At 63.0% G+C, this 25,117-nt stretch carries 19 protein-coding genes; 9 read left to right on the forward strand and 10 right to left on the reverse strand.

Translation table 11 applies throughout. The annotated features are described in order from the left end of the window. Positions 1-729: 729 nt before the first annotated feature. Entirely contained in the window at positions 730-1,644 is a 915-nt protein-coding gene (locus tag BMX62_RS10860; protein WP_090208707.1) for a LysR family transcriptional regulator, read from the reverse strand. Between the two features lie 112 nt (positions 1,645-1,756). Between BMX62_RS10860 and metE the strand changes: the two genes are divergently transcribed. Beyond that, positions 1,757-4,096 carry a 5-methyltetrahydropteroyltriglutamate--homocysteine S-methyltransferase gene (gene metE, locus BMX62_RS10865; RefSeq protein WP_090208709.1) on the forward strand — a complete coding sequence of 780 codons (2,340 nt, stop codon included), beginning with the start codon at positions 1,757-1,759 and terminating at the stop codon, positions 4,094-4,096. On the opposite strand, the gene BMX62_RS10870 is transcribed toward metE, so the two are convergent. The 9 genes from BMX62_RS10870 to def all read right to left on the reverse strand — a co-directional run bounded on the left by BMX62_RS10870 (position 4,059) and on the right by def (position 14,193). Then, entirely contained in the window at positions 4,059-5,021 is a 963-nt protein-coding gene (locus BMX62_RS10870) for an LpxL/LpxP family acyltransferase (protein WP_090208713.1), read from the reverse strand. The genes metE and BMX62_RS10870 overlap by 38 nt on opposite strands. After that, positions 5,018-5,350 carry a tetratricopeptide repeat protein gene (locus tag BMX62_RS10875; RefSeq protein WP_090208717.1) on the reverse strand — a complete coding sequence of 111 codons (333 nt, stop codon included), beginning with the start codon at positions 5,348-5,350 and terminating at the stop codon, positions 5,018-5,020. The genes BMX62_RS10870 and BMX62_RS10875 overlap by 4 nt, the downstream gene beginning before the upstream one ends. Positions 5,351-5,363: 13 nt before the next feature. Next, positions 5,364-6,737: a Trk system potassium transporter TrkA gene (gene trkA / locus BMX62_RS10880; RefSeq protein ID WP_090208720.1), complete on the reverse strand. Its 1,374-nt coding sequence runs from the start codon at positions 6,735-6,737 to the stop codon at positions 5,364-5,366. Between the two features lie 372 nt (positions 6,738-7,109). Further along, positions 7,110-8,501, reverse strand: a complete 1,392-nt coding sequence (locus tag BMX62_RS10885) for a sigma-54-dependent transcriptional regulator (RefSeq protein WP_090208724.1) — start codon at positions 8,499-8,501, stop codon at positions 7,110-7,112. Continuing rightward, the gene (locus tag BMX62_RS10890) at positions 8,501-10,720 is read right to left on the reverse strand and encodes a sensor histidine kinase (RefSeq protein ID WP_090208727.1); all 2,220 of its coding nucleotides are present in this window, start codon (positions 10,718-10,720) and stop codon (positions 8,501-8,503) included. Before BMX62_RS10890 ends, BMX62_RS10885 begins: the two co-directional genes overlap by 1 nt. Next, a complete protein-coding gene (locus BMX62_RS10895) occupies positions 10,705-11,277 on the reverse strand; it encodes a DUF4390 domain-containing protein (protein ID WP_238375966.1) in 573 nt (190 codons plus the stop codon). Before BMX62_RS10895 ends, BMX62_RS10890 begins: the two co-directional genes overlap by 16 nt. A gap of 5 nt (positions 11,278-11,282) precedes the next feature. Continuing rightward, positions 11,283-12,584 (reverse strand): 16S rRNA (cytosine(967)-C(5))-methyltransferase RsmB, encoded by a 1,302-nt coding sequence (gene rsmB, locus BMX62_RS10900; protein WP_090208732.1) that lies wholly within the window; start codon positions 12,582-12,584, stop codon positions 11,283-11,285. 51 nt (positions 12,585-12,635) lie between these two features. Beyond that, positions 12,636-13,595 carry a methionyl-tRNA formyltransferase gene (fmt, locus tag BMX62_RS10905; RefSeq protein ID WP_090208735.1) on the reverse strand — a complete coding sequence of 320 codons (960 nt, stop codon included), beginning with the start codon at positions 13,593-13,595 and terminating at the stop codon, positions 12,636-12,638. A gap of 37 nt (positions 13,596-13,632) precedes the next feature. After that, positions 13,633-14,193 carry a peptide deformylase gene (def, locus tag BMX62_RS10910; protein WP_090208741.1) on the reverse strand — a complete coding sequence of 187 codons (561 nt, stop codon included), beginning with the start codon at positions 14,191-14,193 and terminating at the stop codon, positions 13,633-13,635. A gap of 190 nt (positions 14,194-14,383) precedes the next feature. Here def and BMX62_RS10915 point away from each other — a divergent pair, with 190 nt between their 5' ends. The 8 genes from BMX62_RS10915 (at position 14,384) to BMX62_RS10950 (ending at position 25,074) form a co-directional block, all read left to right on the forward strand. Further along, entirely contained in the window at positions 14,384-15,535 is a 1,152-nt protein-coding gene (locus BMX62_RS10915) for a LysM peptidoglycan-binding domain-containing protein (protein ID WP_090208743.1), read from the forward strand. Between the two features lie 19 nt (positions 15,536-15,554). Continuing rightward, on the forward strand, positions 15,555-16,718 hold the full coding sequence (dprA, locus tag BMX62_RS10920; RefSeq protein WP_090208775.1) for a DNA-processing protein DprA: 1,164 nt from the start codon (positions 15,555-15,557) through the stop codon (positions 16,716-16,718). 135 nt (positions 16,719-16,853) lie between these two features. After that, positions 16,854-17,324, forward strand: a complete 471-nt coding sequence (locus tag BMX62_RS10925; RefSeq protein ID WP_090208746.1) for a Smg family protein — start codon at positions 16,854-16,856, stop codon at positions 17,322-17,324. Between the two features lie 169 nt (positions 17,325-17,493). Beyond that, on the forward strand, positions 17,494-19,953 hold the full coding sequence (locus BMX62_RS10930) for a DNA topoisomerase I (protein WP_090208778.1): 2,460 nt from the start codon (positions 17,494-17,496) through the stop codon (positions 19,951-19,953). A gap of 10 nt (positions 19,954-19,963) precedes the next feature. Then, complete coding sequence (gene tsaC / locus BMX62_RS10935) at positions 19,964-20,527, forward strand: L-threonylcarbamoyladenylate synthase type 1 TsaC (protein WP_090208749.1); 564 nt, start codon at positions 19,964-19,966, stop codon at positions 20,525-20,527. A 41-nt stretch (positions 20,528-20,568) separates the two neighbouring features. Further along, positions 20,569-21,504 (forward strand): GGDEF domain-containing response regulator, encoded by a 936-nt coding sequence (locus BMX62_RS10940; protein WP_090208754.1) that lies wholly within the window; start codon positions 20,569-20,571, stop codon positions 21,502-21,504. Positions 21,505-21,654: 150 nt separating this feature from the next. Further along, positions 21,655-23,361, forward strand: coding sequence for a magnesium-protoporphyrin IX monomethyl ester anaerobic oxidative cyclase (gene bchE, locus BMX62_RS10945; RefSeq protein ID WP_090208757.1), 1,707 nt, complete (start codon positions 21,655-21,657; stop codon positions 23,359-23,361). Positions 23,362-23,583: 222 nt separating this feature from the next. Next, positions 23,584-25,074 carry a cobyric acid synthase gene (locus BMX62_RS10950; protein WP_238375968.1) on the forward strand — a complete coding sequence of 497 codons (1,491 nt, stop codon included), beginning with the start codon at positions 23,584-23,586 and terminating at the stop codon, positions 25,072-25,074. Positions 25,075-25,117 lie beyond the last annotated feature (43 nt).

A 25,117-nucleotide genomic window follows, 5' to 3' on the forward strand; every position in this document is an offset into this window, starting at 1 on the left:
CCACGGAATACAATGCTTCATCAGTTTTGCGATGAGCAATGTTCATTTTTCTTAATTTATCAAACATGGCCCTCTATACCTTTATAAAACATAACAGTAGATTAGACAGAATCGGTCTTCCCCAGGAAAGCCAGATTCCGCATAGCACACCCCCATCTTCCGTCCCGCCCCCCACAACCCTCTGATTCAAAAAGCCATCCAGCCCGAAAAGGTACGCCCAACGCAGCCCCCCAATGATTGAAGGCACCCACTCAGTCGGTGCTATACGGATTCTGTATAAGTTGACATACACGGAATGGAATACAACGTTCGCCGGGCGATACCGACGCATTCCGTTCAAGCCTGGAGATGAAACACGGCACCCGCCCGACAAACCGCAAAACGTCGCACTGATAACGACAGGCCGGCGGCTTCGCGTCCGCGATAAGAGATGTGATCGGGGATTGATCAAGGTGAGATGCCGCGGCCCTACCCCATTCGGGCCGCACGGGTTCCCTGTACTCCATGACCTTTTCCAATGCGTGGTCCTGAAGTCGAGATTAGCCGATTTTGTGACGCACTTCCTGTTTCAGGTCGGATTTACCCTGCGGACCAACCAGTTCAACCCACCCAGCCTTCCGTGGCGCCGGGCCGGGGCGATGCTTCCGAAGCGATAGCCAGGAATGTTGTTCCGGGACTACATGGCCGCTCTTGCGGGGATACTTGCCCATGGATAAGCCACCACGGGCATCACGCCGTCGGCGGTTCCGCACCGTCCCGAAGGGTGCGCGCCAGCGCGATGAAGGCGCGCAGATAGTCAATATCGGCATCGGCTTGCCGGATACCAAGAAAGATCTGCTTGGCGATGCCCTGCGCCCCCAGCGGCACCGAGGTCAGGTCAAGCCGCTGGGCATGTTCTTCCACCAGCCAGCGCGGCAGGGCCGCCACGCCGCGTCCGCCGGCCACCATCTGCAACATGATGTCGGTGGTCTCGATGGGCTTGTGACGCTTGGGCCGGATGCCCGCCGGCAGGAGGAATCGGGTGTAGATGTCGAGCCGGTCGATGGCCACCGGATAGGTGATCAACGTCTCTTCCGCGAGTTGCGCCGGCTCCACGAAGGGGACATGGCAGAGGCGATGCCCCTTGCCGACCACAAGCACCTGCTCATAGTCGAACACCGGCTCGAACCGCAGGCCGCGGGTGTAGAGGGGATCGGGCGTGACCAGCAGGTCGATCTCGTGGCCGAACAGCGCGCCGATGCCGCCGAACTGGAATTCCTGCTTCACGTCCACGTCCACGTCCGGCCAGGCGTCCAGGTAGGGGGCGACCACCTTCAACAGCCACTGATAGCAGGGATGGCATTCGATGCCGATGCGCAGGGCGCCGCGCTCCCCCTGGGCGAATTGCCGCAAACGGGCTTCCGCGTGGGTAAATTGGGGCAGCAGGCGATGGGCCACCGCCAGCAGATATTCACCCGCCTGGGTTGGGCGCAGACTTCGGCCCTCCCGGTACCAGATGGCCACGCCGAGCTGCGCTTCCAGCTTGCGCACCGCATGGCTCAGGGCCGACTGGGTGAGATGCAGGTGCTCGGCGGCGGCGGTCAGGGAGCCGTGCTGATCCACGGCACGGATGATCGCCAGATGGGAACGGTCCAGGTGTGTCATGGCATCCGCCTCACATGAATTTCATACATGCTTTGATGAAATAAAACCATTTTTATTCATGGTAATGGCCGATCAGAATGGTGTCATCCATTCACCACTCAGGACAATCGGCATGGCCATCACGCACAACCTCGGCTTTCCCCGCATCGGTGCCAGGCGGGAATTGAAGTTCGCTCTGGAATCTTACTGGAAGGGTGAGTCATCCCTGGATGCCCTCAAGGCGGTGGGCGCCCAGCTGCGCGCGCGCCACTGGGAGGACCAGGCCGGTCTGGACCTGGTACCGGTGGGGGATTTCGCCTTCTATGACCAGATGCTCGACATGAGCTTTACGCTGGGCAACCTGCCCGAGCGCGTGCAAGGCTTCGAAGGGGATGCACTGGACAACTATTTCCGTGTCGCCCGCGGGCGCTCGGCGCCCGAAGCGGATGCCCGGGCCCGTTGCGGAGGCGTCGCCGCCGGCGAGATGACCAAGTGGCTCGACACCAATTATCACTACATTGTGCCGGAATTCACCGCCGACACGACATTCAGGCTTGATGCCTCCCGTCTGCTGGCGCAGCTGGAGGAAGCCAGGGCACAAGGCGTGGGCGCCAAGCCGGTCATCATCGGTCCGGTGACCTATCTGGCGCTGGGCAAGTCGAAGGATGGGGCCGACCGCCTCGCCCTGCTCGATCGCCTGCTGCCGGTGTACGGGGAACTGCTGAACACCCTGGCGGCCCATGGGGTCGAGTGGGTGCAGATCGACGAACCCATCCTGGTCACTGAACTGGACGCGCCGTGGCGCCATGCCTTCGAGGACGCCTATCACACCCTCAAGAGCGTGCCCGTGAAGCTGCTGCTGGCGACCTATTTCGGCGAACTCCAGGACCAGCGCTATCTGGTCGCCAACCTGCCCGTGGCCGGCCTGCACATCGACGCCATCAACGGCCGCGATGACATCACGCCGCTGCTGAACCTGTTGCCTTCCGGCAAGGTGCTGTCGCTGGGTGTCATCAACGGGCGCAATATCTGGAAGACCGATCTGAACGGGGTGCTGGACTGGCTGGAGCCGATCCAAGCGCAGCTCGGCGAGCGCCTGTGGATCGCGCCGTCCTGCTCCCTGCTGCATGTGCCGGTGGACCTGGACAGCGAGCGCAAGCTGGATGGCGAGATCCAGTCCTGGCTGGCCTTCGCCAGGCAGAAGCTGGAGGAGCTGCGCATCCTGGCGACCGCGCTGAATCAGGGGCGCGAGGCGGTCAGGGCCGAACTGGACGCCAACCGCGCCGCCATCGAGGCGCGCCGACACTCTCCCCGGGTGAACAATCCGACCGTGAAGGCGGCCATCGCCGGGATCGATGCCGGCATGGGCCGGCGCCGTAGCCCCTATGCCGAGCGTGCCATCCGGCAGGCGGCGCGGCTCCAGCTGCCGAAGTTCCCCACCACCACCATCGGCTCGTTCCCGCAGACCAGCGAAATCCGGGTGGCGCGGCGGCGTTTCAAGGCGGGTGAGATCGACGCGGCAGCCTATCAGGAGATCATGCACGGGGAGATCGCGCGCTGTGTGCGCGAGCAGGAGGCGCTTGGGCTGGACGTGCTGGTGCACGGCGAGGCCGAGCGCAACGATATGGTGGAGTATTTCGGTGAACAGCTCGACGGCTACGTCTTCAGCCAGTTCGGCTGGGTGCAGTCCTACGGCTCCCGCTGCGTCAAGCCACCCATCCTGTTCGGCGACATCAGCCGCCCGCGGCCGATGACCGTGGACTGGATCAGCCATGCCCAGTCGCTCACCGACAAACCCATGAAGGGCATGCTCACCGGCCCGGTGACCCTCCTCAACTGGTCCTTTGTGCGCGACGACCAGCCGCGCGCGGTGTCCTGCCGGCAGCTGGCGCTGGCCATCCGCGAGGAGGTGCTGGACCTGGAAAAGGCCGGCGTGGGCATCATCCAGATCGACGAGGCGGCACTGCGCGAGGGCCTTCCCCTGCGCCGTTCCCAGTGGCAGGACTATCTGGACTGGGCGGTGGAATCCTTCCGCGTCACCGCCAACGGGGTGGGCGACGAGACCCAGATCCACACCCACATGTGCTACTCGGAGTTCAACGACATCATCGAGTCGATCGCCGCCATGGATGCCGACGTGATCACCATCGAGACCTCGCGCTCCGACATGGAACTGCTGGATGCCTTCGACCGCTTCAAGTACCCCAACGAGATCGGACCCGGCGTCTATGACATCCACTCGCCCAACATCCCGACTAAAGCCCACATGGTCGACCTGATGACCAAGGCCGCGGCGCGGATTCCCGCCGAACGCCTGTGGGTGAATCCGGATTGCGGCCTCAAGACCCGCCAGTGGGGAGAGGTGATCCCGGCCCTGACCCGGATGGTGGCCGCCGCGAAAACGCTGCGTGCCGCCCATCCCGCGTCGTCCGCCGCTAGTAAACCCGCGGCTCCCCTTGCGGCCGGGTCTTGAAGAACCGCAAGGTCCACAGGTACTGGGCCGGATCCCGGCGGATGAGGGCTTCCAGCGCGGCGTTCATCCGCGCTGCGTCAACCGCGTCATCCCCGGTGGGAAAGTCTTCCAGGGGCGGCGCCATCACCAGTTCGTAACGGTCCTGGTCCCTGCGGTAAAACCCTATGGTGGGAATCACCGTGGCACCGGTTATCCGGGCCAACCGCCCCAAGGCGGGTACGGTGGCCTTGGGGATGCCGAAGAAGGGGGCAAAAACAGTGTGTTCACGCCCCAGATCTTCGTCCCCCAGATAGTAAAAACCCCGGCCCTGGCGAATGTGACGAATGGCCGGGCGCAGACCCTGATCCCGGGAAAACATGGCGGCACCATACCGGGAACGACCACGGGTGTTGATCCATTCCACCACAGGATTGGACATGGGTTTGGTGAAGGATACCCCTTCTGCCTCCAGACTCAGCCGCAGGCCACCAAAATCCAGGGCCGGGGCATGGGCGGTACAGAGAATCACCGGTCGACCCGCCCGCAGCAGCGGCAAGGCACCGCCCTCGTCCACCAGCCGGATACAGGACCGATGACGGCGGCGACTGCCAAACCACAGCAGGGGGTAGTCAACGAAACATTGACCCACAATGCGGAAATGGTCCCGCAGCACCTGCTCCCGACGGGCGGCGTCCCAGTCGGGGAAGCACAAGCGCAGGTTCACGTCGGCAAAGTGCCGACGCTTGCCGCCGCTGCGCCAGGCCATCCAGCCCACCAGCCGGCCCAGCCCCAGGGCCACGGGACGCGGCAGCCCCATGACCGCCCACAGCAGGCCGATGCCCAGCCAGGTGGGCCAGTAGCGGGGATGGAGCATGGAGGCGCGAAAGGGAGGCAGGTAGCCCTCGGGGGCGTGTTCCCGCCCGGTGGTGTCGGTCACTTCCGTCATTGATCCGGCCCGGCCAGCTGTTTCTCCGCCCGCTTGCGGAACACCTGCATCTCCTTGACCGCCTGCAGGTCGCCCTTTTGGGTGGCCACCCGGATACCTTCGTCGAAAGCCTCGATGGCCTCGTGCAGGGCACCGCCCTCGGCCAGGGCCCGGCCCAGCAGTTTCCAGGCGGCGGAATAGCCGGGGTCGTGGCCCACGGCGGCCCGCAGATGGATGGCGGCCTCTCCCGGCTGCCCTTCCGCCAGATGGGCATTGCCCAGGGTGAAACGCAGCATGGCATTGTCCTGGCCGGCGGCCAGCATGGCTTCAAAACGCTGAATGTTGCTCATGGATGAACACACCCTAAAGGAAGGTCACGCTCACCTGGAACAGGCGCTCGACCTCGTTGACGCGGCGCTTGTCGGTGAGGAAAAGAATCACATGGTCTTCCGCCTGGATGACCGTGTCACGGTGGGCGATGATGACTTCGTCCCCCCGCACCAGGGCACCAATGGTACAGCCCCGGGGCAGGTTGATCTCCTCCACCATGCGTCCCACCACCCTGGAGGTCTTGTTGTCGCCGTGGGCGACCGCCTCGATGGCTTCGGCGGCACCCCGGCGCAGGCTGTGCACCGCCACCACGTCACCCCGGCGCACATGGGTGAGCAGGGCGCCGATGGTCACCTGCTGGGGGGAGATGGCGATGTCGATGATGCCGCTCTGCACCAGTTCCACGTAACTGGGGCGGTTGATCAGGGACATCACCGTGCGCGCCCCCAGGCGCTTGGCCAGCATGGCGGAAAGGATGTTGGCCTCGTCATCGTTGGTCACCGCCACGTAGACATCGGTGTTTTCGATGTTTTCCTCGATCAGAAGCTCCTCGTCGGCGGCATCGCCGCCGAGCACCACCACGTTGTCCAGCACCTCGGCCAGTTCCCGGGCCCGCGCCGGGTTGTGCTCGATGAGCTTGACGGAAAACCGCGGCCCTAACGCTTGGGCCAGGCGCTTGCCGATGTTGCCGCCGCCGGCGATGATGAGCCGCCGATAGGGCTTGTCCAGCTTGCGCAACTCGCTGGTGACGGCGCGAATGTTGCGCCGGGCGGCGATGAAGAAGACCTCGTCGTCCACCTCGATGACGGTCTGGCCGTCCGGGTAGATGGCGGTGTCCTTGCGGAAGATGGCGGCCACCCGGGTCTGCACCCCCGGCATGTGGCTGGCCAGGTGGCGCAGTGCCTTGCCCACCAGCGGCCCGCCGTGATAGGCCCGCACCGCCACCAGGGAGACCCGGCCATCGGCAAAGTCCAGCACCTGCAGGGCGCCGGGGTGCTCGATCAGGCGCTGGATGTAGTTGGTGACCTCTTCCTCGGGGCTGATGAGCACGTCGATGGGCAGGGCTTCGGGGGCGAACAGGGCCGGATAGCCCAGGTATTCCACACCCCGGACCCGGGCGATCTTGGTGGGGGTGTGGAACAGGGTGTAGGCCACCTGGCAGGCGATCATGTTGGTCTCGTCGGAATTGGTGACCGCGATGATCATGTCCGCGTCACGGGCACCGGCCGCTTCCAGCACCTCCGGATGGGAGGCAAAGCCGGTCACCGTGCGCAGATCCAGACGATCCTGCAGGGCACGCAGAATCTCGGGCCGGGTGTCGATGATGGTGATGTCGTTGGCCTCGCTGGACAGGTTATAGGCCACGGAACTGCCCACCTGTCCTGCCCCCAGAATCAGGATTTTCATAATCTCTCCGCAAAGAAACCCGCGATTTCAATCGCGGGAGGAATTGCGGCTGCGGTCTTGCAGCTACAGGAAAAGGTGTGGGCCTTCCACCCACTGGGCCGTGAGGCTCTGCCCAGTAAAGGGCACCAGTAACGCAGGGCTTTCGCCCTGTCTCCCCTCGCCAATGTCTGCAACCGGCTCCCGCTTTCGCGACGGCTGGAACCTTCGGCGCTTTACCTTTCGCCAGCATGATCCCAACCTTCCAGAGCGGCAGACTGAGGAAGCATCCGCCGGTGGGTCTTGACGACCTGTTGCAAACGTAGCCCCTTTCGAGCGTCCTGCTCAGGCGGGCTCAGGCTGGTCAACCCGGCTTGCTCTCACAAGCCCCCGACTTCAGTCGGGGGTAGTTGACTCTTTCGCCTTCCTGGGTTCGATACCAAGGGCGCGCAGTTTACGGTACAGATGGGTGCGCTCAAGTCCCACCCGCTCCGCCAGTCGGGTCATGTGGCCATCGACCTGTGCCATTTGGCGCAATAGATAATCCCGCTCGAACTGCTCCCGGGCTTCCCGCAAGGGTAAGGCCATATCCACCGATCTCTCCCTCTGGAGGGGGTCTCCCGTTCGGGGACTACGGCCACTCAGGGCCGTCTGTGCCTCGGCTGCGTCCACCTCCTCGGTATTACCCAAAATCAACAGACGCTGCACCAGATTCCGCAGTTCACGGATGTTACCGGGCCAGGGATAGCGGGCCAACAGGGCACAGGCTGCCTCACTGAAATGGCGGCGGGGCAGACCTTCCTCCTGATGCAGGGCCTCGACCTGATGGCGCAGCAATTCGGGAATATCCTGGGGATGTTCTCGCAGGGGGGGGATATGCAGAGGCACCACACTCAGACGATAGTACAGATCCTCCCGAAAACCACCGGCATGAACCAGGGCGCGCAGGTCTTCGCGGGTGGCAGCCACGACCCGCACATTGACGGCAATGGCATCCCTGCCACCAATCCGGGTCATGCGCCGGTTTTCCAGGGCGGTGAGCAAACGGCCTTGGGTATGGGGATCCATTTGTGCCACTTCGTCCAGGTAAAGCACCCCACCTTCGGCCTGTTCCAGCAGACCGTAGCGGACCCGGTTGCCCTCTTCCTCGCCAAACAGTTCTACCGCTGCCTCGGCGGCGTTCATGGTTCCCACGGGGACATCAACGAAGGGACCGGCAGATCGGGCACTGTGACTATGCAGGAACCGGGCGAAGGTCTGCTTGCCCACACCGGCCTCGCCACTGATGAGTACCCAGGTGTCATGCTGGGCAATCCGCAGCACCTGCTCCCGCAGAGCCTGCATCACCGGACTGGACCCCTCCGGCTGAATCACCGTGCCAAAGCGCCGGCGCAGACCGATATTTTCCCGGGTCAGACGATCCGCCTCCAGGGCCCGCTCCACCGTCAGGGTCAATTTGGCCATGGACAGGGGCTTTTCCAGAAAATCGTAGGCCCCCAGGCGCGTGGCTTCCACCGCTGTTTCCACCGAACCATGGCCGGACATCATCACCACCGGGCTGGGTTGGCCTTCGGCTTCACTCCACTCCTTGAGCAGACTGATACCATCCCCATCGGGCATCCAGATATCCAGCAAGATGAGATCGAAACGCCGTCGTCGCCGTTGTTCCCTGGCTTCCATCACCGTGGCTGCCACGTCCACGGTGTAGCCTTCATCCTCCAGAATTTCCTGAACCAGGGTGCGGATATCCGGTTCATCGTCCACCACCAGAATACAGGGTTCGTTCATCAGTGCCCTCGTCTGTCAGGTTCTGTCACGTCAGCTTCCGTGGTTATCCCCGGTCCGGCCAGGGGGAGATGGATCACCACCCTGGCGCCACCATCACGCGGATTTTCCGCCCAGACCATGCCGCTATGTTCTTCGACAATTTTTTTGACGATGGCCAGTCCCAAACCGGTCCCTCGGGGTTTGCTGGTGACATAGGGCTCAAACAGGCGGGGCATCATATCCTCCGCCAGCCCTCGGCCATTATCCTGCACCGTGATTTCCACCCGGTCGCGCCGGTCATCCCGCAGACAGCGGGTGGTCAGTTCCAGGGTACCGTCGGCAATGCCTTCCAGGGCTTCCAGGCCGTTTTTGATCAGGTTGTGGAGCAACTGGCGAATCCGCCCTGGGTCTGCCATCAGGCAGGGCAGGGCAGGGTCCAGGGTCAGGGTGAATCGTATCGGGCTGTCTCCGTGACGGTACAGCTCGCTCACCTCCTGCACCAGCCGGTTCAGATCCAGGGGCGTCGGCATCATGGCAGGAGGTCGGGCGTAGTCACTAAAGGCATTGACCATGGCCTTCATGGCTTCCACCTGCTGGACGATGGTATGGGTGGCACGGCGCAATACCTGGGCAGTTTCCGGCGCCAGGTGGGGCTGCACTTTCTTTTGCAGGCGCTCGGCAGAAAGCTGGATCGGTGTCAGAGGGTTTTTGATTTCGTGGGCCAGACGCCGGGCCACCTCGGCCCATGCGGCGTCCCGCTGGGCCTGCAGCAGGGTGGTGATGTCATCGAACACCACCACCGGCCCACCCCGTAAAGCCCGGCCATGGGCAAGCCAGACCCCACGGCACATGAGTTCCTTGCGGCCACCCACCCCAAATGCCGTCAATTGCTCGCGCCACTCGGATTCATGGGGGGTAAAACGGCGCCGCAAGGCCTGGTTGAAGGCATCCACCACCCTGGAATGTTGACCGATGTCATCCAGGGAGGCGCCCAGATGACGGCTCAGGTTCACCTCCAGAATCTGGGCCGCGGCGGCATTGGCGGTTCTCAGGCTGAGCCGGTGATCCAGGGTGATCACCCCGGAGGAAAGGTTCTGCAACACCGCCTCCAGATACATGCGCCGGCTCTCCGCCAGTCGCCGGCTGCGCTCCACTTCGTCCCGGGTGGCGGCCAGAGTGGCCGTCATGCCGTTGAAGGAATTGACCAAAAAGCCCAGTTCGTCGTTGCGGGTCACAGGCAGTCGCTTGTGATACTCACCGGCGGCCACGGCCCGGGTGCCTTCTGCCAGTTCCTGAATGGGCGCCACCAACCGCCGGGAAAAATACAGGGCGGCCCAGGTGGCTGTCATCACGGAGATCAGCAGGGCCAGGGACAAGGTGGTGTTGAAACTTTGTTTGAGGGGAACCCGTAAATAGGCAAAGGCCTTGTAGTCGGAAAAGGCATCCTGAACACTGTCCGCCAGCAGGCCCATACGCCCATCCACCGAATAGATGGCCTGGAGGATGCGACCGTCACCGGCGGGGTCGCGCACCGGAATCTGGGTCACCACCCGAATATGCAGCCCACCGTCATGGACCGGCTCCAGGGCCGCGTAGGTGTTGCCCTGGGACAGGATCAACAGCACTTCTCCCGCCGGCAGCACCGGCAGGCGCTGCACCCGTTCGCCGCTGGCATAGGCAATGATACGGTTGTTGGGGCCAAACAGGGCCAGTTCCAGTGCCTGTCCCCGTTCTCGCATCTCTCGCAGACGCAGGGCGGCCAGGGTCTCGGGGACGTCCACCAGTTCCCGCGCCAGCAGTTCCGTCTGGCCGGTGTGTTGGCGCACCCGCAGGTCCAGGGAGGAGCGGGACAGTTCCAGGGCGTCCTCCAGGGCTTTTTCTACCCGCACATCAAACCAGCTGTCGATACCCTGATCCAGAAACTGGATGGAAAAATAATAGACAATGGTCACCGGCAGCAGGGATAACCCCACAAACAGGATCAGCAGCTTGGCCGTGAGCCGGGAGCCGGGTTCGCGCCGGATCACTTGCCGGATCACCCGCCACAGGCGCACCCAAACCACCAGCCCCATGATCACCAGGGCCAGGGCATTGAACAGCAATAGCCAGACGTAGAGCCGCTCGAAACGCTCGGAGTTCTGTGCCGTATCCCCCATCACCACCAAAGACCCCAGCAGCAGCAGGAACACCACTGCCATGAAGATCAGTCCCAGGGGAAATTTTTTCAGCGTAGCGACCATGAATACCACTCACTCACCGGACTCCATTCACGGGACACATAGGCTCTTGCCCGCAGGGGCAGCGGCAGGTCTTGCGCCCGCAACCGGGTGCGCAGACGGATACCGTAGTCCTGTGTCGGGTCCAGCAGGGGGGCATCCAGCAAGGGCAAGTCCCGCAGATGGCCCAGGTTGTACAGGGCCGATTCCAGACGGTAAAAAGCCCGCTGCACACCCGTGTTGAGATGGGTCACAATGTAAAGGCGGCTCAAGGCATGATGCTCCACCCGATAACGCTGTATCAGTTCGGCCACCGAGGCATCCCATAGCCAGTCCCGGCCCCGGGTGATCTGGATCTGGACCTCGAAGGTGAGCCGGACCCCGTTGTGCAGGGCTTCATCGAGTTTGCGGGTGAGCTGGTAATCAATATCGGCATTGAGCAGATAAACCCCACCTACCAGTTCAGTCCCGGCCCAGCGCACCCGCAGGGGATGATCTTCTCCTGCCACCGTGGTCGGTGGCCAGATCAGTAACCAGGCCAGCAACAGGATCAGGGAGGAGGAAGGGGGCCGCCGGGGCACAGGACTCAGGCGCGGGTCAGGCGGGCATAGAAGAATCCGTCCATGTCCTGCTCACCGGCGAGTAACTGGCGGCCCACCTGGGCAGGCTGTCCCCAGGGGGCGGTTATGGGACAGTCCGTGGCGTCGCTGTTCCGGGCCAGAAACTCCGCCACGGTTTGGGTATTTTCCTCCGGCATCAGGGAGCAGGTGACATAGAGCAACTTCCCCCCCGGAGCCAGCAACGGCCAAAGGGCCTGTAGCAGCCGGGCCTGGCGGGCCTGCAATGGGGCGATGTCTGCTTCCCGGCGCAAGTGCTTGATATCGGGATGACGACGGATCACGCCGGTGCCCGAGCAGGGGGCATCCAGCAGGATACGGTCATAGCCGGGGCCTTGATGCCATGATTCCGGCAGGCCGGCATCTGCAGCGAACAGGCGGGCCTGATAGCCGGCCCGGTGCAGATTCTCCTGAACCCGCTGTAGACGAACCGGGTCTGTATCCACCGCCGTCATATCCAGATCACCCCCCGCCTGTTCCAGCAGATGCAGGGTCTTGCCCCCTGGTGCAGCGCAGGCATCCAGCACCCGCATTCCTGGCCTGCAGTCCAGCAGGGGAGCGCAAAGCTGGGCAGCGGCATCCTGCACCGATACCAATCCCTGATTGAATCCGGGGAGTTGGTCCACGGCCATCGGCTGAGCCAGGGTCAGGGCTGTGGCTGCTGTGGCATGGGGATGGGCTTTGACCCCCTGATCCGCCAACAGCCCTTGGTAATCTTCCCGACTGATACGGGCCTGGTTCACCCGCAGGGTCATCGGAGGATGGGCATTGAGGGCCTGACACAGGGCTTCGCTATGGTCACCATAAGCTGTCGCCAGTCGCTGATACAGCCACTGGGGGAGGCTATGGCGCACCGCTGGCTCCCGGTCCACCCGGCAGGCTGTGTCGTTTGCCTCCCGTTGGGCGCGCCGCAACACGCCATTGATGAGGCCCACCGCCCAGGATTTGCGCTGTTTTCGTCCCAGATTTGCGGTTTGCTGAATGGCAGCGTAGTCCGGGGTGTTCATGTACAGCAGTTCAAACAGCCCCATGGCCAGGGCGCAGGCGATATCCCGATCCCGGTCCCGCAGGGGTTTGTCCAGCCACTGGCTCAGCATGGCCTCCAAACGGAAGTGCCAACGCAAGGTGCCATAGCTCAAGGCCTGGACCAGCCCCCGGTCGCGGACATTGACCTGATGGAGCCGGTTGGGCAGCGCCTCGGACAGGGAAACCCCCTCCTGCAGCACGCTCAGGATCACATGGAGGGCAGCTTCACGGGCGGACAGGGACATGCAGGACTCCGTTGATGTTGCGGGGGAACATCTGCCAGGGGCAGGCAGACATCAGCAGGCAGCCTCTGGAGCGCCCAAATTCACCCCCAGAAGTGTTCTGGCATTTAAAAATGCTTTTGCCTCCAGGGGTTTGCCGCCGGGCAACTGCAGGCAGGTGATGCGTAAAATCCCGTCACCCGTGGCCACGTCGATCCCTTCGGGGCCTTCTTGCACCACCGTGCCCGGTGTGGCGCCGGCCATGTGGCCGGACAGGGACCGGGACATCCACAGCCGCAACGGCTGTCCCTGATAGCGGGTCTGGGCGACCGGCCAAGGGTTGAAGGCGCGGATGCGACGATCCAGCACCACTGCCGGCAGGGACCAGTCCAGCACGGCTTCACCCTTGTCCAGCTTGTGGGCATAGGTGGCCTGGGTATCGTCCTGGGGTTCGGGGCGCAGCCGATCTGCCACCAGATCATCCAGACAGGGCAACAGCGCTGCTGCCCCCATGGTCGCCAGACGGTCATGCAGGGTCCGGGCGGTATCATCGGCAGTAATGGGACAGGTATCCTTGAGCAGCATGTCGCCGGTATCCAGACCTGCCGCCATTTGCATCAGGGTGATGCCGGTGGTGTCGTCCCCTTCGGCCAGGGCCCGCTGGATGGGGGCCGCTCCCCGCCACCGGGGCAACAAGGAAGCATGGATATTGATGCAACCCCGCCGGGGAATGTCCAGGACGGACTGGGGCAGGATGAGACCGTAGGCCGCCACCACCATCAGATCCGGCTGATAATCCCTCAGCCGCTGTTGTACGGGTTCGGGGCGCAGATGCTCGGGTTGTTCCACGGCAATATCGTGGTTCAGGGCCACCTGCTTGACCGGGCTGGGGGTCAGCTTGCGGCCGCGCCCCGCCGGACGATCCGGCTGGGTATAGACGGCAACAACGTCATGGGGGGAGGCAATCAGTGCCTCAAGGGCCGGTACTGCAAAATCCGGGGTACCGGCGTAGATGATGCGCAAGGGACGGGGCAAGGGCAAACCTTTCGTCGTTAGGGGTGTTGACAGTGAATCAGACCGCTTCCCGGTGACGGGCAGTACCGGCATGACCGGTGATCCGGGCCTGTTTTTCCAGTTTTTTTCTGATGCGGCCCCGCTTGAGGGAGGAGATATGATCCACGAACAATTTGCCATCCAGATGGTCGATTTCGTGTTGGATACACACCGCCAGCAGGCCGTCGGCTTCCAGTTCAAAGGGCTTGCCGTTCCGGTCCAGGGCGCGGACCCGTACCCGCTGGGCGCGGCGCACCGGCTCGTAAAAGCCGGGAACAGACAGACAGCCTTCCTCGCTCTCTGCCTCCCCCTGGCGGGCAATGATTTCCGGGTTGATCAGGCACAGGGGGTGGCGCCCCTGCCCCGAACGCTCATCGGCTCCGGTCTCGGCAACGTCCATCACCACCACCCGGTGCAGTACGCCCACCTGGGTGGCCGCCAGACCGATACCTGAAGCGTGGTACATGGTGTCGAACATGTCATCCACCAGGGTACGAATGGTGTCGTCCACCACCTTGACGCTATCGGCCTGACGACGCAGCCGGGGATCGGGAAAATGCAAAATGTCTAGCAAGGCCATGACCGCTCATCCGCTAAAGTGGGTGTGTATGTGCAGGCATAAAATGATTTCTGCTACAGTTGGGTACATATTAGATGATTATTGTAGCGGTCGGTTTCTTCAATACCGACCCTGGAGTTCCCACGGCCTGTCCTGGATACAGCACCGTGGCGGGGTCCGCAACCGTGATGCCTTAGTGACGAGGGAAACCATGTCTGCTCCCCAGCCGCGGTGCGTCGGGCGCCGCCTGTTTGCTGCCACGCTTATTCTAGCGCTCCTGGCCGCCGGGTGCGCCAGCACTCCGCCAGAAGACGTACCAGAACCCCAGCTGGCGGTATCGCCAGAGGTGATCGCCTCTGCGCCCCCTCCTGCACCTCCACCCCCCGATCCGGTGCCGTTGCGCCCCACCGCGCCGGAACGCTATGTGGTCCAGCCTGGTGATACGTTATGGGACATCTCCAGCACGTTTCTGCGCGACCCCTGGTACTGGCCGGAAATCTGGGTGGCCAACCCCCAGATTGCCAATCCCCATCTGATTTATCCCGGTGACATCCTCAGTCTGTACCATGTGGATGGCCGCCCCCGATTGACCGTGGACGGGGGTCCCAGGGTTCGTCCCACCTTGCGTCTATCGCCCCAGGTGCGGGAGGAACCGCTTCCCCCCGCCCTGGATGTCCCCATCCAGGCCCTGCAGCAGTTTCTGATCCGCCCCAGGGTGGTGACCCAGGCCCAACTGGATGAATCCGCCTACCTGATGGCCGCCCGGGATGATCGGTTGATTTTCGGTGCCCATGACTGCCTCTATGCCCGTGGCCTGAAAGAAACCACCCTGGGGGATCGCTACGATGTCTTTCGCACCGGGGATATCCTCATGGACCCGGATAGCGGAGAAATGCTGGGCCACGAGGCCATCCCCGTGGGCGTGGCTGAACTGGTGCGGGAAGGTGATCCAGCCACCGTACTGCTGGTGCGCAGCGACCGGGAAGCCCTGATTGGAGACCGGCTGCTGCCCCAGGACAGCGGACAGGAGAATTTTCTCTTTACCCCTGCCGCTCCCCCCAGGGATAGCCAGGGACGGATCATTTCCCTGTTTGATGCCATCAGCCAGATTGCCCGCTTTCAGGTGGCCGTGATCAATCTGGGAGAACGGGAAGGCATCGTGGAAGGTCATGTCTTTGCCACCTACCAATCCGGGCGGGTGGTTCATGACCGGCTGGCCAGTCGCCGGGGAGAGGCCGTCACCCTGCCCGATGAACGGGTAGGACTGATCATGGTGTTTCGCACCTTCGAGAAAGTCAGTTATGCCCTGGTGATGGAGTCTACCCATCCCATCGAACGGGGTTTTACCGTCAAACATCCCTGAAATGGTGCCGGAATTATCCATGGATGCCTCGGAACTGACTGCCTGGCTTCGCCTCCACCATGCCCCCGGGGTGGGGCCGGTCACCCTGCAACGGCTGCTGGCATGCCACGGCAGCCCGGAAGCCATTTTAGCGGCAGGGCCATCGGCCTGGCGGCGGAGCGCGTTGTCCGAGGCGGCCATTGCTTGCCTGCAGGCAGATCCCGCCCCTGGGGTACTGGCCGATCTGGCCTGGTCCCGTCAGGCCGGACATCATATCCTGACCTTGGCAGACCCCCGCTATCCAGCCCGTCTGCGGGCGCTTCCCGGCGCCCCTGCCGTACTTTATGTGCTGGGAGACCCCCAGGTGCTGTCCTGGCCCATGCTGGCAGTGGTGGGGAGTCGCCATCCGACCCCCGGTGGCCGGGAGAATGCCGCGGCCTTCAGTGCCCATCTGGCCCGTCAGGGACTGGTGATCATCAGCGGTCTGGCCAAGGGCATTGATGCAGCCGCCCACGAAGGCGCCCTGGCGGCCCGCGGCCTGACTGTTGCGGTCACCGGTACCGGACCCGACCGCATTTACCCTGCCAGCCATCGGGAGTTGGGGCATCGTATCGTGGCCGAAGGGGCGATCGTCACAGAGCTCCCCGTAGGCTCCCCGGCTGCACCGGGTCATTTTCCCCGCCGCAACCGCATCCTGGCCGGGCTGGCCATCGGCACTTTGGTGGTGGAAGCCGCCACCCGCAGTGGCTCCCTGATCACTGCCCGACTGGCCGCCGAACAGGGTCGGGAAGTGTTCGCCATTCCCGGCTCGATCCATAATCCCCTGGCCCGGGGCTGCCACCGGTTGATCCGGGAAGGGGCAAAACTGGTGGAAACGGCAGACGATATTCTGGAAGAACTGGGCGCCCTGGTGCCCCCCCGGCTGCCGGTTTCCCCGACCCTGCCGGACCCGAACACCGACGATGTCCCACCAGACCCGGATCATGCCCGGTTGCTGGCGGCCATGGGCCATGATCCGGTTTCGGTGGACCAGTTGGTGACCCGTACTGCATTGACCGTGGGTGCGGTTTCCTCCATGCTGCTTTTAATGGAGTTGCGAGGTCAGGTTGCCTCCCTGTCCGGCGGTCGTTATGTTCGCCTGCAGCCGGAAAGTGGACAACCAACAATCCTCGAAGGCAGGACTTGTGACAGCAAGCCAGGCTGACCCTCACAGGCCCTTGACCGGTCGGCGCCTTGTGGCTGGTGGGTGGAAGGCCCGTACCGATTCCAGCGGCTGCCATACTGCAGCTGCAATGCCCCCCGTGATTGTGAAAGTTGCGGGTTTCCTTGCGGAAGTACCATGAAAGAAAACGTGCTTGATGTCCTGATGTATCTGTTTGAAAACTATATTGACGACGATACCGAGCTGGAGCCGGATCGGGAGCAGTTGCAGGATCTGCTGCTGGATGCAGGCTTCCCTGGCGCTGAAATCCAGAAGGCGTTCGAGTGGCTGGAAAATCTGTCCGATCAGGATACCCCGCAGACAGTACATGCCGGTTCGGCCCTGCGGGTCTACACCCAGGCCGAAATCAATCGCATGGATGCCGAAAGCCGGGGTTTTTTACTGTTTCTGGAACATAACGGCATCCTGGACCCGGCCACCCGTGAAGTGGTCATCAACCGGATCATGGATCTGGATGCTGAAGATATCAATCTGGAAGAAATCAAATGGATCACCTTGATGGTGTTGTTCAACCAGCCCGGACAAGAAGCCGCCTGCACCTGGCTGGAGAGCATGATGTTCGACAGCCCGCCGGAGTATCTGCACTGAACCCCCACAGAGCATCACATGGCCATTGCCGTCTGCTATAACGGGCAGCTGTGGCGATATCTTTTAACCCAAACCGACACAGGAGAACGCGACCAGGGCCGCGTGATCGTGCCAGGCACGATGCGCCATCCCTCCCCGCCCTGAAGGACGGGGTTTTTCGCGCAAAATGATGAGCAAAAACCTGGTCATCGTCGAGTCCCCCGCCAAGGCCAAGACCATCAAGAAGTACCTCGGCAAAGATTTTGAGGTACTGGCTTCCTATGGCCATGTGCGTGATTTGGTGCCCAAAGAGGGTGCGGTAGACCCGGACCGTAATTTTCACATGCACTATCAGGTGATTGATCGCAACGAGAAGCATGTGGAGAGTATCGCCCGTGCCCTGAAACAGGCCGATCGCCTGATTCTGGCCACCGACCCGGATCGGGAAGGGGAAGCCATCTCCTGGCATCTGTACGAACTGCTGCGGGAACGGGGCTTGCTGGATCAAAAAACCACCGAGCGGGTGGTCTTCCATGAAATCACCCAGCGGGCCGTGCGGGAGGCCATCGACCATCCCCGTGGACTGTCCAATGACCTGATCAATGCCCAGCAGGCCCGCCGCGCCCTGGACTACCTGGTGGGCTTTAATCTGTCTCCCCTGTTGTGGAAAAAAATCAAGCGCGGCCTGTCCGCTGGTCGGGTACAAAGCCCGGCCCTGCGCATGATTGTGGAGCGGGAAGAGGAGATCGAACGGTTCGTCAGCCGGGAATACTGGACCCTGGATGCCCTGGTGGCCAAGGATGAAAGTCCTTTTACCGGTCGCCTGCAGATTTACAATGGCCGCAAGCTGGAACAGTTCGACATCAACAACGAGGCCGACGCCGATCAGGCGCGCCAAACCCTGCTGGCCGCCGCCCAGGGCAGGCTGCGGGTGGCCAAGGTGGAAAAGAAACAGCGGCGCCGCAATCCGGCACCGCCGTTCACCACCTCCACCCTGCAGCAGGAAGCGGTGCGCAAGCTGGGCTTTTCCGCCAGTCGCGCCATGCGGGTGGCGCAGCAACTCTACGAAGGGATCGATCTGGGGTCGGGGCCCACCGGCCTGATCACCTACATGCGAACCGACTCCTTCACCCTGGCCCATGAGGCGGTGGAGGAAATTCGCGGTCTGATTGCCCAGCGTTATGGCCGCGACAAGGTGCCAGAGACGCCGCGCCAATACAAAACCAAGTCCAAGAATGCCCAGGAGGCCCACGAGGCCATCCGTCCCACCTCGGCGTTGCGCTTGCCCGAGGCGGTCAAGGCCCATCTGACCGTCGATCAGTTCAAGCTCTATGACCTGATCTGGAAACGCACCGTGGCCTGCCAGATGATCCATGCCACCCTGGATACCGTGGCCGCCGACCTGGAAGCAGGCGGTCCTGATCACGTCTTTCGTGCCACTGGCTCCTCCGTGCGTGACCCCGGTTTCATGGCGGTCTACCGGGAGGATCAGGACGACACCCCGGTGGAAAATGATGAACGTCTGTTGCCGGAACTTGAAGAAGGGGAGTCGGTGACTCTCCATGATGTACGGGCAGACCAGCATTTCACCGAGCCACCGCCCCGATATTCAGAAGCCAGTCTGGTCAAGGCCCTGGAAGAGCACGGTATTGGCCGGCCTTCCACCTATGCGTCCATCATCAGCACCCTGATGCAGCGGGAATATGCAGAACTGGTGAACCGGCGCTTTGTGCCTACGGATATCGGTCGCATCGTCAATACCTTCCTGACCCAGCATTTCACCCAATATGTAGACTACGATTTCACCGCCCGTCTGGAAGATGAACTGGACGAAATCTCCCGGGGGGAAAAAGACTGGATTCCGGTGATGGAAGGCTTCTGGCGCCGCTTCCATGAACAGGTGAAGGAAAAGGACGCCTCGGTCAGCCGTGAGGAAGCTGTACAGGCCCGGGAAATCGGCACCGATCCCCAGTCGGGGCGGCCCGTTTCCGTGCGTATGGGACGCTACGGTCCCTTCGTCCAGATCGGCACCAAGGAAGACGAGGAAAAGCCCCGTTTTGCCGGCCTGCGACCTGGTCAGAAAATGGACAGCATCACCCTGGAGGAAGCGCTGGTGTTGTTCCAGTTGCCCCGGGAACTGGGGGAGACCCCGGAAGGGGAGCCGGTGAGCGTGAACATTGGTCGCTTCGGACCTTATGTAAAATTCGGCAGCCGTTATGCCTCCCTGAAAAAGGAAGACGACCCTTACAGCATCCAGCTGCCCCGGGCTTTGGAACTGGTGGCAGAAAAAAAGGAAATCGATGCCAACCGGTTCATTCAGGTGTTCGAGGAAGCTGGCATCCAGGTGCTCAATGGCCGCTATGGTCCCTACATCACCGACGGGAGCAAGAATGCCCGTATTCCCAAGGACGAAGACCCCAAGGCGCTGACCCTAGAGCAATGCCGCACCCTGCTGGCTGCGGCACCAGAGAAAAAGAGCCGGGGAACCCGCAAGGGCGGATCAAAAAAGAAGGCCACCACCAAGACCTCATCCGGGGACAAGGCCAAAGCCGGCAAAAAAGCCGCAGCAGGTAAAAGTCAGGCCACCGGCACCGCGGGCGCCCCCAGGACGGGCACCCGTTCCCGTAAGGCCACCAGCAACCCCCATTGATCCCCTTGCCATGGCCCAACGACTGACGGACCCTGCCGATGCCGCCGCCCTTGTCCGCAAGGGTGGGGTGATTGCCTACCCCACCGAGGCCGTATTCGGCCTGGGTTGTGATCCCCGTGACGAAACGGCGGTCCACCGGCTGCTGCATATCAAGCAACGGCGCCCCGATCAGGGATTGATCCTCATCGGCGCAGACTTGACCCAGCTTGCTCCGTTCCTGCTGCCGGTGGACGAGCGGTTGCAGGAACAGGCCATGACCACCTGGCCCGGCCCCTGCACCTGGCTGTGGCCGGCCCAACCAGATACACCCCGCTGGCTCACCGGTATCCATGACACCCTGGCGGTTCGGGTGACCGATCATCCTCTGGCGGCGGCCCTGTGTCGGGCCGCCGGTATGGCCCTGGTTTCCACCAGTGCCAATCTATCGGGTCATCCTCCGGGCCGCTCTGCCGACGCCGTGGATGCTGCCCTGGGTGAATGGCTGGACGGTATCCTGGAAGGGGCCACCGGGGGGCGGGAAAACCCCAGCCAGATCCGTGACCTGCAGACTGGCCGGCAGATCCGGAGCAGTTAAAGGGAGCAGCACCGCTGATGCCTGTATTTGAGGATTGATCCATGCGGATCCTGATTGCCGAAGACGATCTTACCTCACGGACCCTGCTCACCTCTTTGCTGCGAAAGATGGGTCATGAGGTGGTGGAAACCTGTGACGGACAGGCCGCCTGGCAGGCCCTGCAGGCCGATGATGCACCACGGATGGCCATTCTGGACTGGATGATGCCGGAGATGGACGGCATCGAGGTGGTCAGCCGGGTCAGGACCATGGCCTCGGAAGCGCCTCTCTACATCATCATGTTGACCTGTCGGGATACCAAGATGGACATGATCCATGCCCTGAACAGCGGTGCCGACGACTATCTGGTCAAGCCCTTTGACATCGGCGAGTTGCGGGCCAGAATCAATGTTGGCGTCCGTATCATCCAGCTCCAGGATGCCCTGCTGCAAAGCCGTGAGGACATGGCCTATCAGGCCAGCCACGACCCCCTCACCGGCCTGCCCAACCGACGGGCCATCCTTGCCCATCTGGAGCGGGAACTGGAGCGTCAGGCGCGCAGTGGTGGCACGTTGGCCATTGGCATGTGTGACCTGGACTGCTTCAAGATCGTCAACGACACCCATGGCCATCAAGCTGGCGATGAGGTGCTATGTGGCATTGCCCACCTGCTGCGGGAAAACCTTCGTGCCTATGACGCTGTTGGCCGGCTGGGGGGCGAGGAGTTTCTCATCGTCGCCGCCATGCCCGCCGGCACCGATGCCATGTCCCTGTTCCACAAGCTTTGCGCCCAGATTGCCCAAACTCCCGTGGTGACCCGAATCGGAGCCCTGGCCATTACCCTGAGCATCGGTGTCTGTATTGCCACCAAGGACAACACCCTGGATGAATTGCTGGCCCTGGCGGATGAAGCCCTGTATCAGGCCAAGGCCCAGGGCCGTAACCGGGTGGTTGGCAAGACCTCTGGCACCGGCGTGCTGGATGCGCCAGACCCTTGACCCAGGGCATGTGAGGCTGTCCATCAAGGTTGACAGTTCTGAAAATCCACGGGTACGATCAGGCATTCCGGGGAATATAGGAATGCCCCGCCTGTCTTGTTCACCTGCGGGAAACCCCGGGGGTGATAAATCCTTTCGCGGGAGCAACGTATGCGAATCCTCTTCGTCCATCCCAATTACCACTCCGGGGGCGCCGAAATCGCCGGTAAGTGGTCCCCCGCCTGGGTGGCCTATCTGGCCGGCTACCTCAAGTCTCACGGGTACACCGAATACGTCTTCGTCGATGCCATGACCGACGACACCCCGGATGAAGATCTGCGCAAGATCTTTGCCGAGGCCCAGCCCGACATCATTGCCTGTACCGCCGTCACCCCCGCCATCTACAAGGCCGAACAGACCCTCAAGATCGCCAAGGAAGCCTGCCCCAACGCGGTGACCCTGCTGGGGGGCATCCACGCCACCTTCATGTTCCAGCAGGTGCTCACCGAAGCCCCCTGGATCGATGCCATCATCCGTGGCGAAGGCGAGGCCGTGGTACTGGAAGTGGTCCGCGCCGTGGACGAGGGCCGCTGGGAATCGGGCCGTCAGGACATCAAGGGCATCGCCTACATCGAGGACGACAAGGTGGTCGCCACCCCCGCCGCGCCCACCATCCGCGACGTGGACTCCATCATCCCCGACTGGGGTGTGCTGGACTGGAAGAAATACATCTACATCCCCATGGGCGTGCCGGTGGCCACCCCCAACATGGCCCGGGGCTGCCCCTTCACCTGCAGCTTCTGCTCCCAGTGGAAGTTCTGGCGTGACTACCGGGTGCGCGATCCCAAGAAGGTGGTGGACGAGATCGAGATCCTGGTGAAGGAACACGGCGTCGGCTTCTTCATCCTCGCCGACGAGGAGCCCACCATCAACAAGGCCAAGTTTGTGGAGTTCTGTCAGGAACTCATCGACCGGGACCTGGGCGTGCTCTGGGGCATCAACACCCGCGTGACCGACGTCATGCGCGACGAAGACCTGCTGCCCTTCTACCGCAAGGCGGGCCTGATCCACATTTCCCTGGGCACCGAAGCCGCCGCCCAGCTCAACCTGGACATGTTCGTCAAGGAAACCACCGTGGCCCAGAACAAGCGGGCCATCGAACTGCTGCGCAATGCGGGCATCGTCACCGAGGCCCAGTTCATCGTCGGCCTGGAAAACGAAACCGCCGAAACCCTGGAAGAAACCTTCCAGCTGTGCATGGACTGGAACCCGGACATGGCCAACTGGGCCATGTTCACCCCCTGGCCCTTCTCCGACCTGTACACGGAGATGAAGGACAAGGTGGAGATCTTCGACTTCGAGAAATACAACTTCGTCACCCCCATCATGAAACCCGCGGCCATGACCCGGGGCGAACTGCTGGATCGGGTGATGCACAACTACCGCCGCTTCTACATGAAGAAAGCCTTCCTGGGCTATCCGTGGGAACGCAACCCGCTGCGCCGCAAGTACCTGCTGGGTTGCCTCAAGGCATTCCTCAAGAGCGCCTTCGAGCGTCGCTTCTACGACCTGGGCAAGGCCGGTTACTGGGGGCCTCAATCCAGAAAGACCGTGGACTGGAAGTTCGACACCTCCCGCACCCTGGTCAAGCCCGAACCGCAGCTTGAGGAACAGGTCATCAAGTGGAAGAGCGCGCCGCCCCGCAAGCGGGCCGGTGCCAAGGGCGCCGCCATGAAAGCCTGCGGTGGTGGCGACGAGCAACTGCCGGAAAACACCAGTACCGCCCAGCAGGTGAAACTCTGCGGCGGCGGGGACCAGCAGTTGCCCGAGAGCCTGGATGACGCCAAGATCAAGGAGAAGATCAAGGAAAACGCCTGAAGCCGTCTAACGACAGCCAGGGCCGTCATTGACGCAAGGGCACCTTTTCGGGTGCCCTTCGTCGTTTCAGGGCACCGCCTTGCCCAGGCCAGATGCCTGCCTGTATCTTGACCCATCGCCTTGACCATCACTGCTCAGGTATCCCCCGTGATCGAAGACCCCACCGCCCCCATCGACTTCCCCGCCCTGCCCGATCCCGGTCCCCGCAAGGCCCGGGCGCTGATGATCCAGGGCACCAGTTCCGACGTGGGCAAGAGCCTGCTGGTGGCCGGTCTATGCCGGGCCTATACCCGCCGGGGCTTGACTGTGCGGCCCTTCAAGGCCCAGAACATGAGCAACAACGCCGCCGTCACCCGGGACAGCGACCTGCCGCCGGGACCGGACGGACAGATCCCCCCAGGCGAGATTGGCCGCGCCCAGGCCCTGCAGGCCCGGGCCTGCAAGGTGGCGCCTTCCATCCACATGAATCCGGTGCTGCTCAAGCCCCAGACCCTGATCGGCTCCCAGGTGGTACTGCGGGGGCGGGTGCTGGGCAACTGCCGGGCCAAGGTCTACCACAAGATGAAGCCCCAATTGCTGCCGGCGGTGATGGACAGCTTCCACCGCACCGCCGCCCAGGCGGATCTGGTGCTGGTGGAAGGGGCCGGCAGCGGCGCCGAGGTGTACCTGCGCAAGTCCGACATCACCAACATGAAACTGGCCCAACTGGCGGATCTGCCGGTGGTGATCCTGGGGGACATCGACCGGGGCGGCGCCCTGGCCGCCATCGTCGGCACCCATGCCCTGTTCAACGAATCCGAGCAGGCCCGGGTGGTGGGCTACATCATCAACAAGTTCCGGGGGGATCTGTCCCTGTTCGAGCCCGCCTGCGAACTGATGACCCAGCGCACCGGCTGGCCCTCCCTGGGGGTGCTGCGCTGGTTCGAGGGGGCCACCCGCCTGCCGGCGGAAGACGCCCTGGCCCTGGAACGCCCCGCCGACGGAGAGGGCCGGGGTCTCAACATCGCCGTCCCCCAGCTCTCCCGGGTGGCCAACTTCGACGACCTGGACCCGCTGGCGGCGGAACCTGGGGTGAGTGTGGGCTGGGTGAAGCCGGGCAATCCCATCCCCCGGGATACCGACGTGATCATCCTGCCCGGCTCCAAGGCCACCCGGGCCGACCTGGAAGTGCTGCGACGGGAAGGCTGGGACATCGACATCCTCTCCCATGTCCGCCAGGGTGGCCGGGTGGTGGGCCTGTGCGCCGGGTTCCAGATGTTGGGCAAGGTGGTACGGGACCCCCGGGGCATCGAGGGTGAACCGGGAGAAACCCCCGGGCTGGGCCTGCTGGACCTGGACACGGAGATCGGCGCCGAGAAAACCCTCATTGAACTGGATGCCCGGGACACCCTGAGCGGCTGCCGGGTCACCGGTTACGAGATGCACATGGGGCGCACCCACGGCCCCGGCCTGGAACGGCCCTGGCTGATGCTGGACCACGGCAACGGCAGCCCGCGGCCGGAAGGGGCGGTGTCCCTTGATGGCCGGGTCACCGGCGGCTATGTCCACGGCATCTTCGGGGATGACGGCTTCCGCGCCGCCTGGCTGTCACGGGTGGGCGCCCAGGCGTCCACTCTGGATTACGAAGCACGGGTGGAAGCAGCCCTGGAAGCCCTGGCGGATCACTGCGAGGAAAACCTGGATCTGGACGCCCTGCTGGCCCTGGCCCGCTAGACTTCCCTTGCCCGCCCCGGCATGATCGATGGCCGGGATGGTG

Origin of the sequence: Ectothiorhodospira magna (genome assembly GCF_900110965.1) — a bacterium.
Taxonomy (GTDB): Bacteria; Pseudomonadota; Gammaproteobacteria; order Ectothiorhodospirales; family Ectothiorhodospiraceae; genus Ectothiorhodospira; species Ectothiorhodospira magna.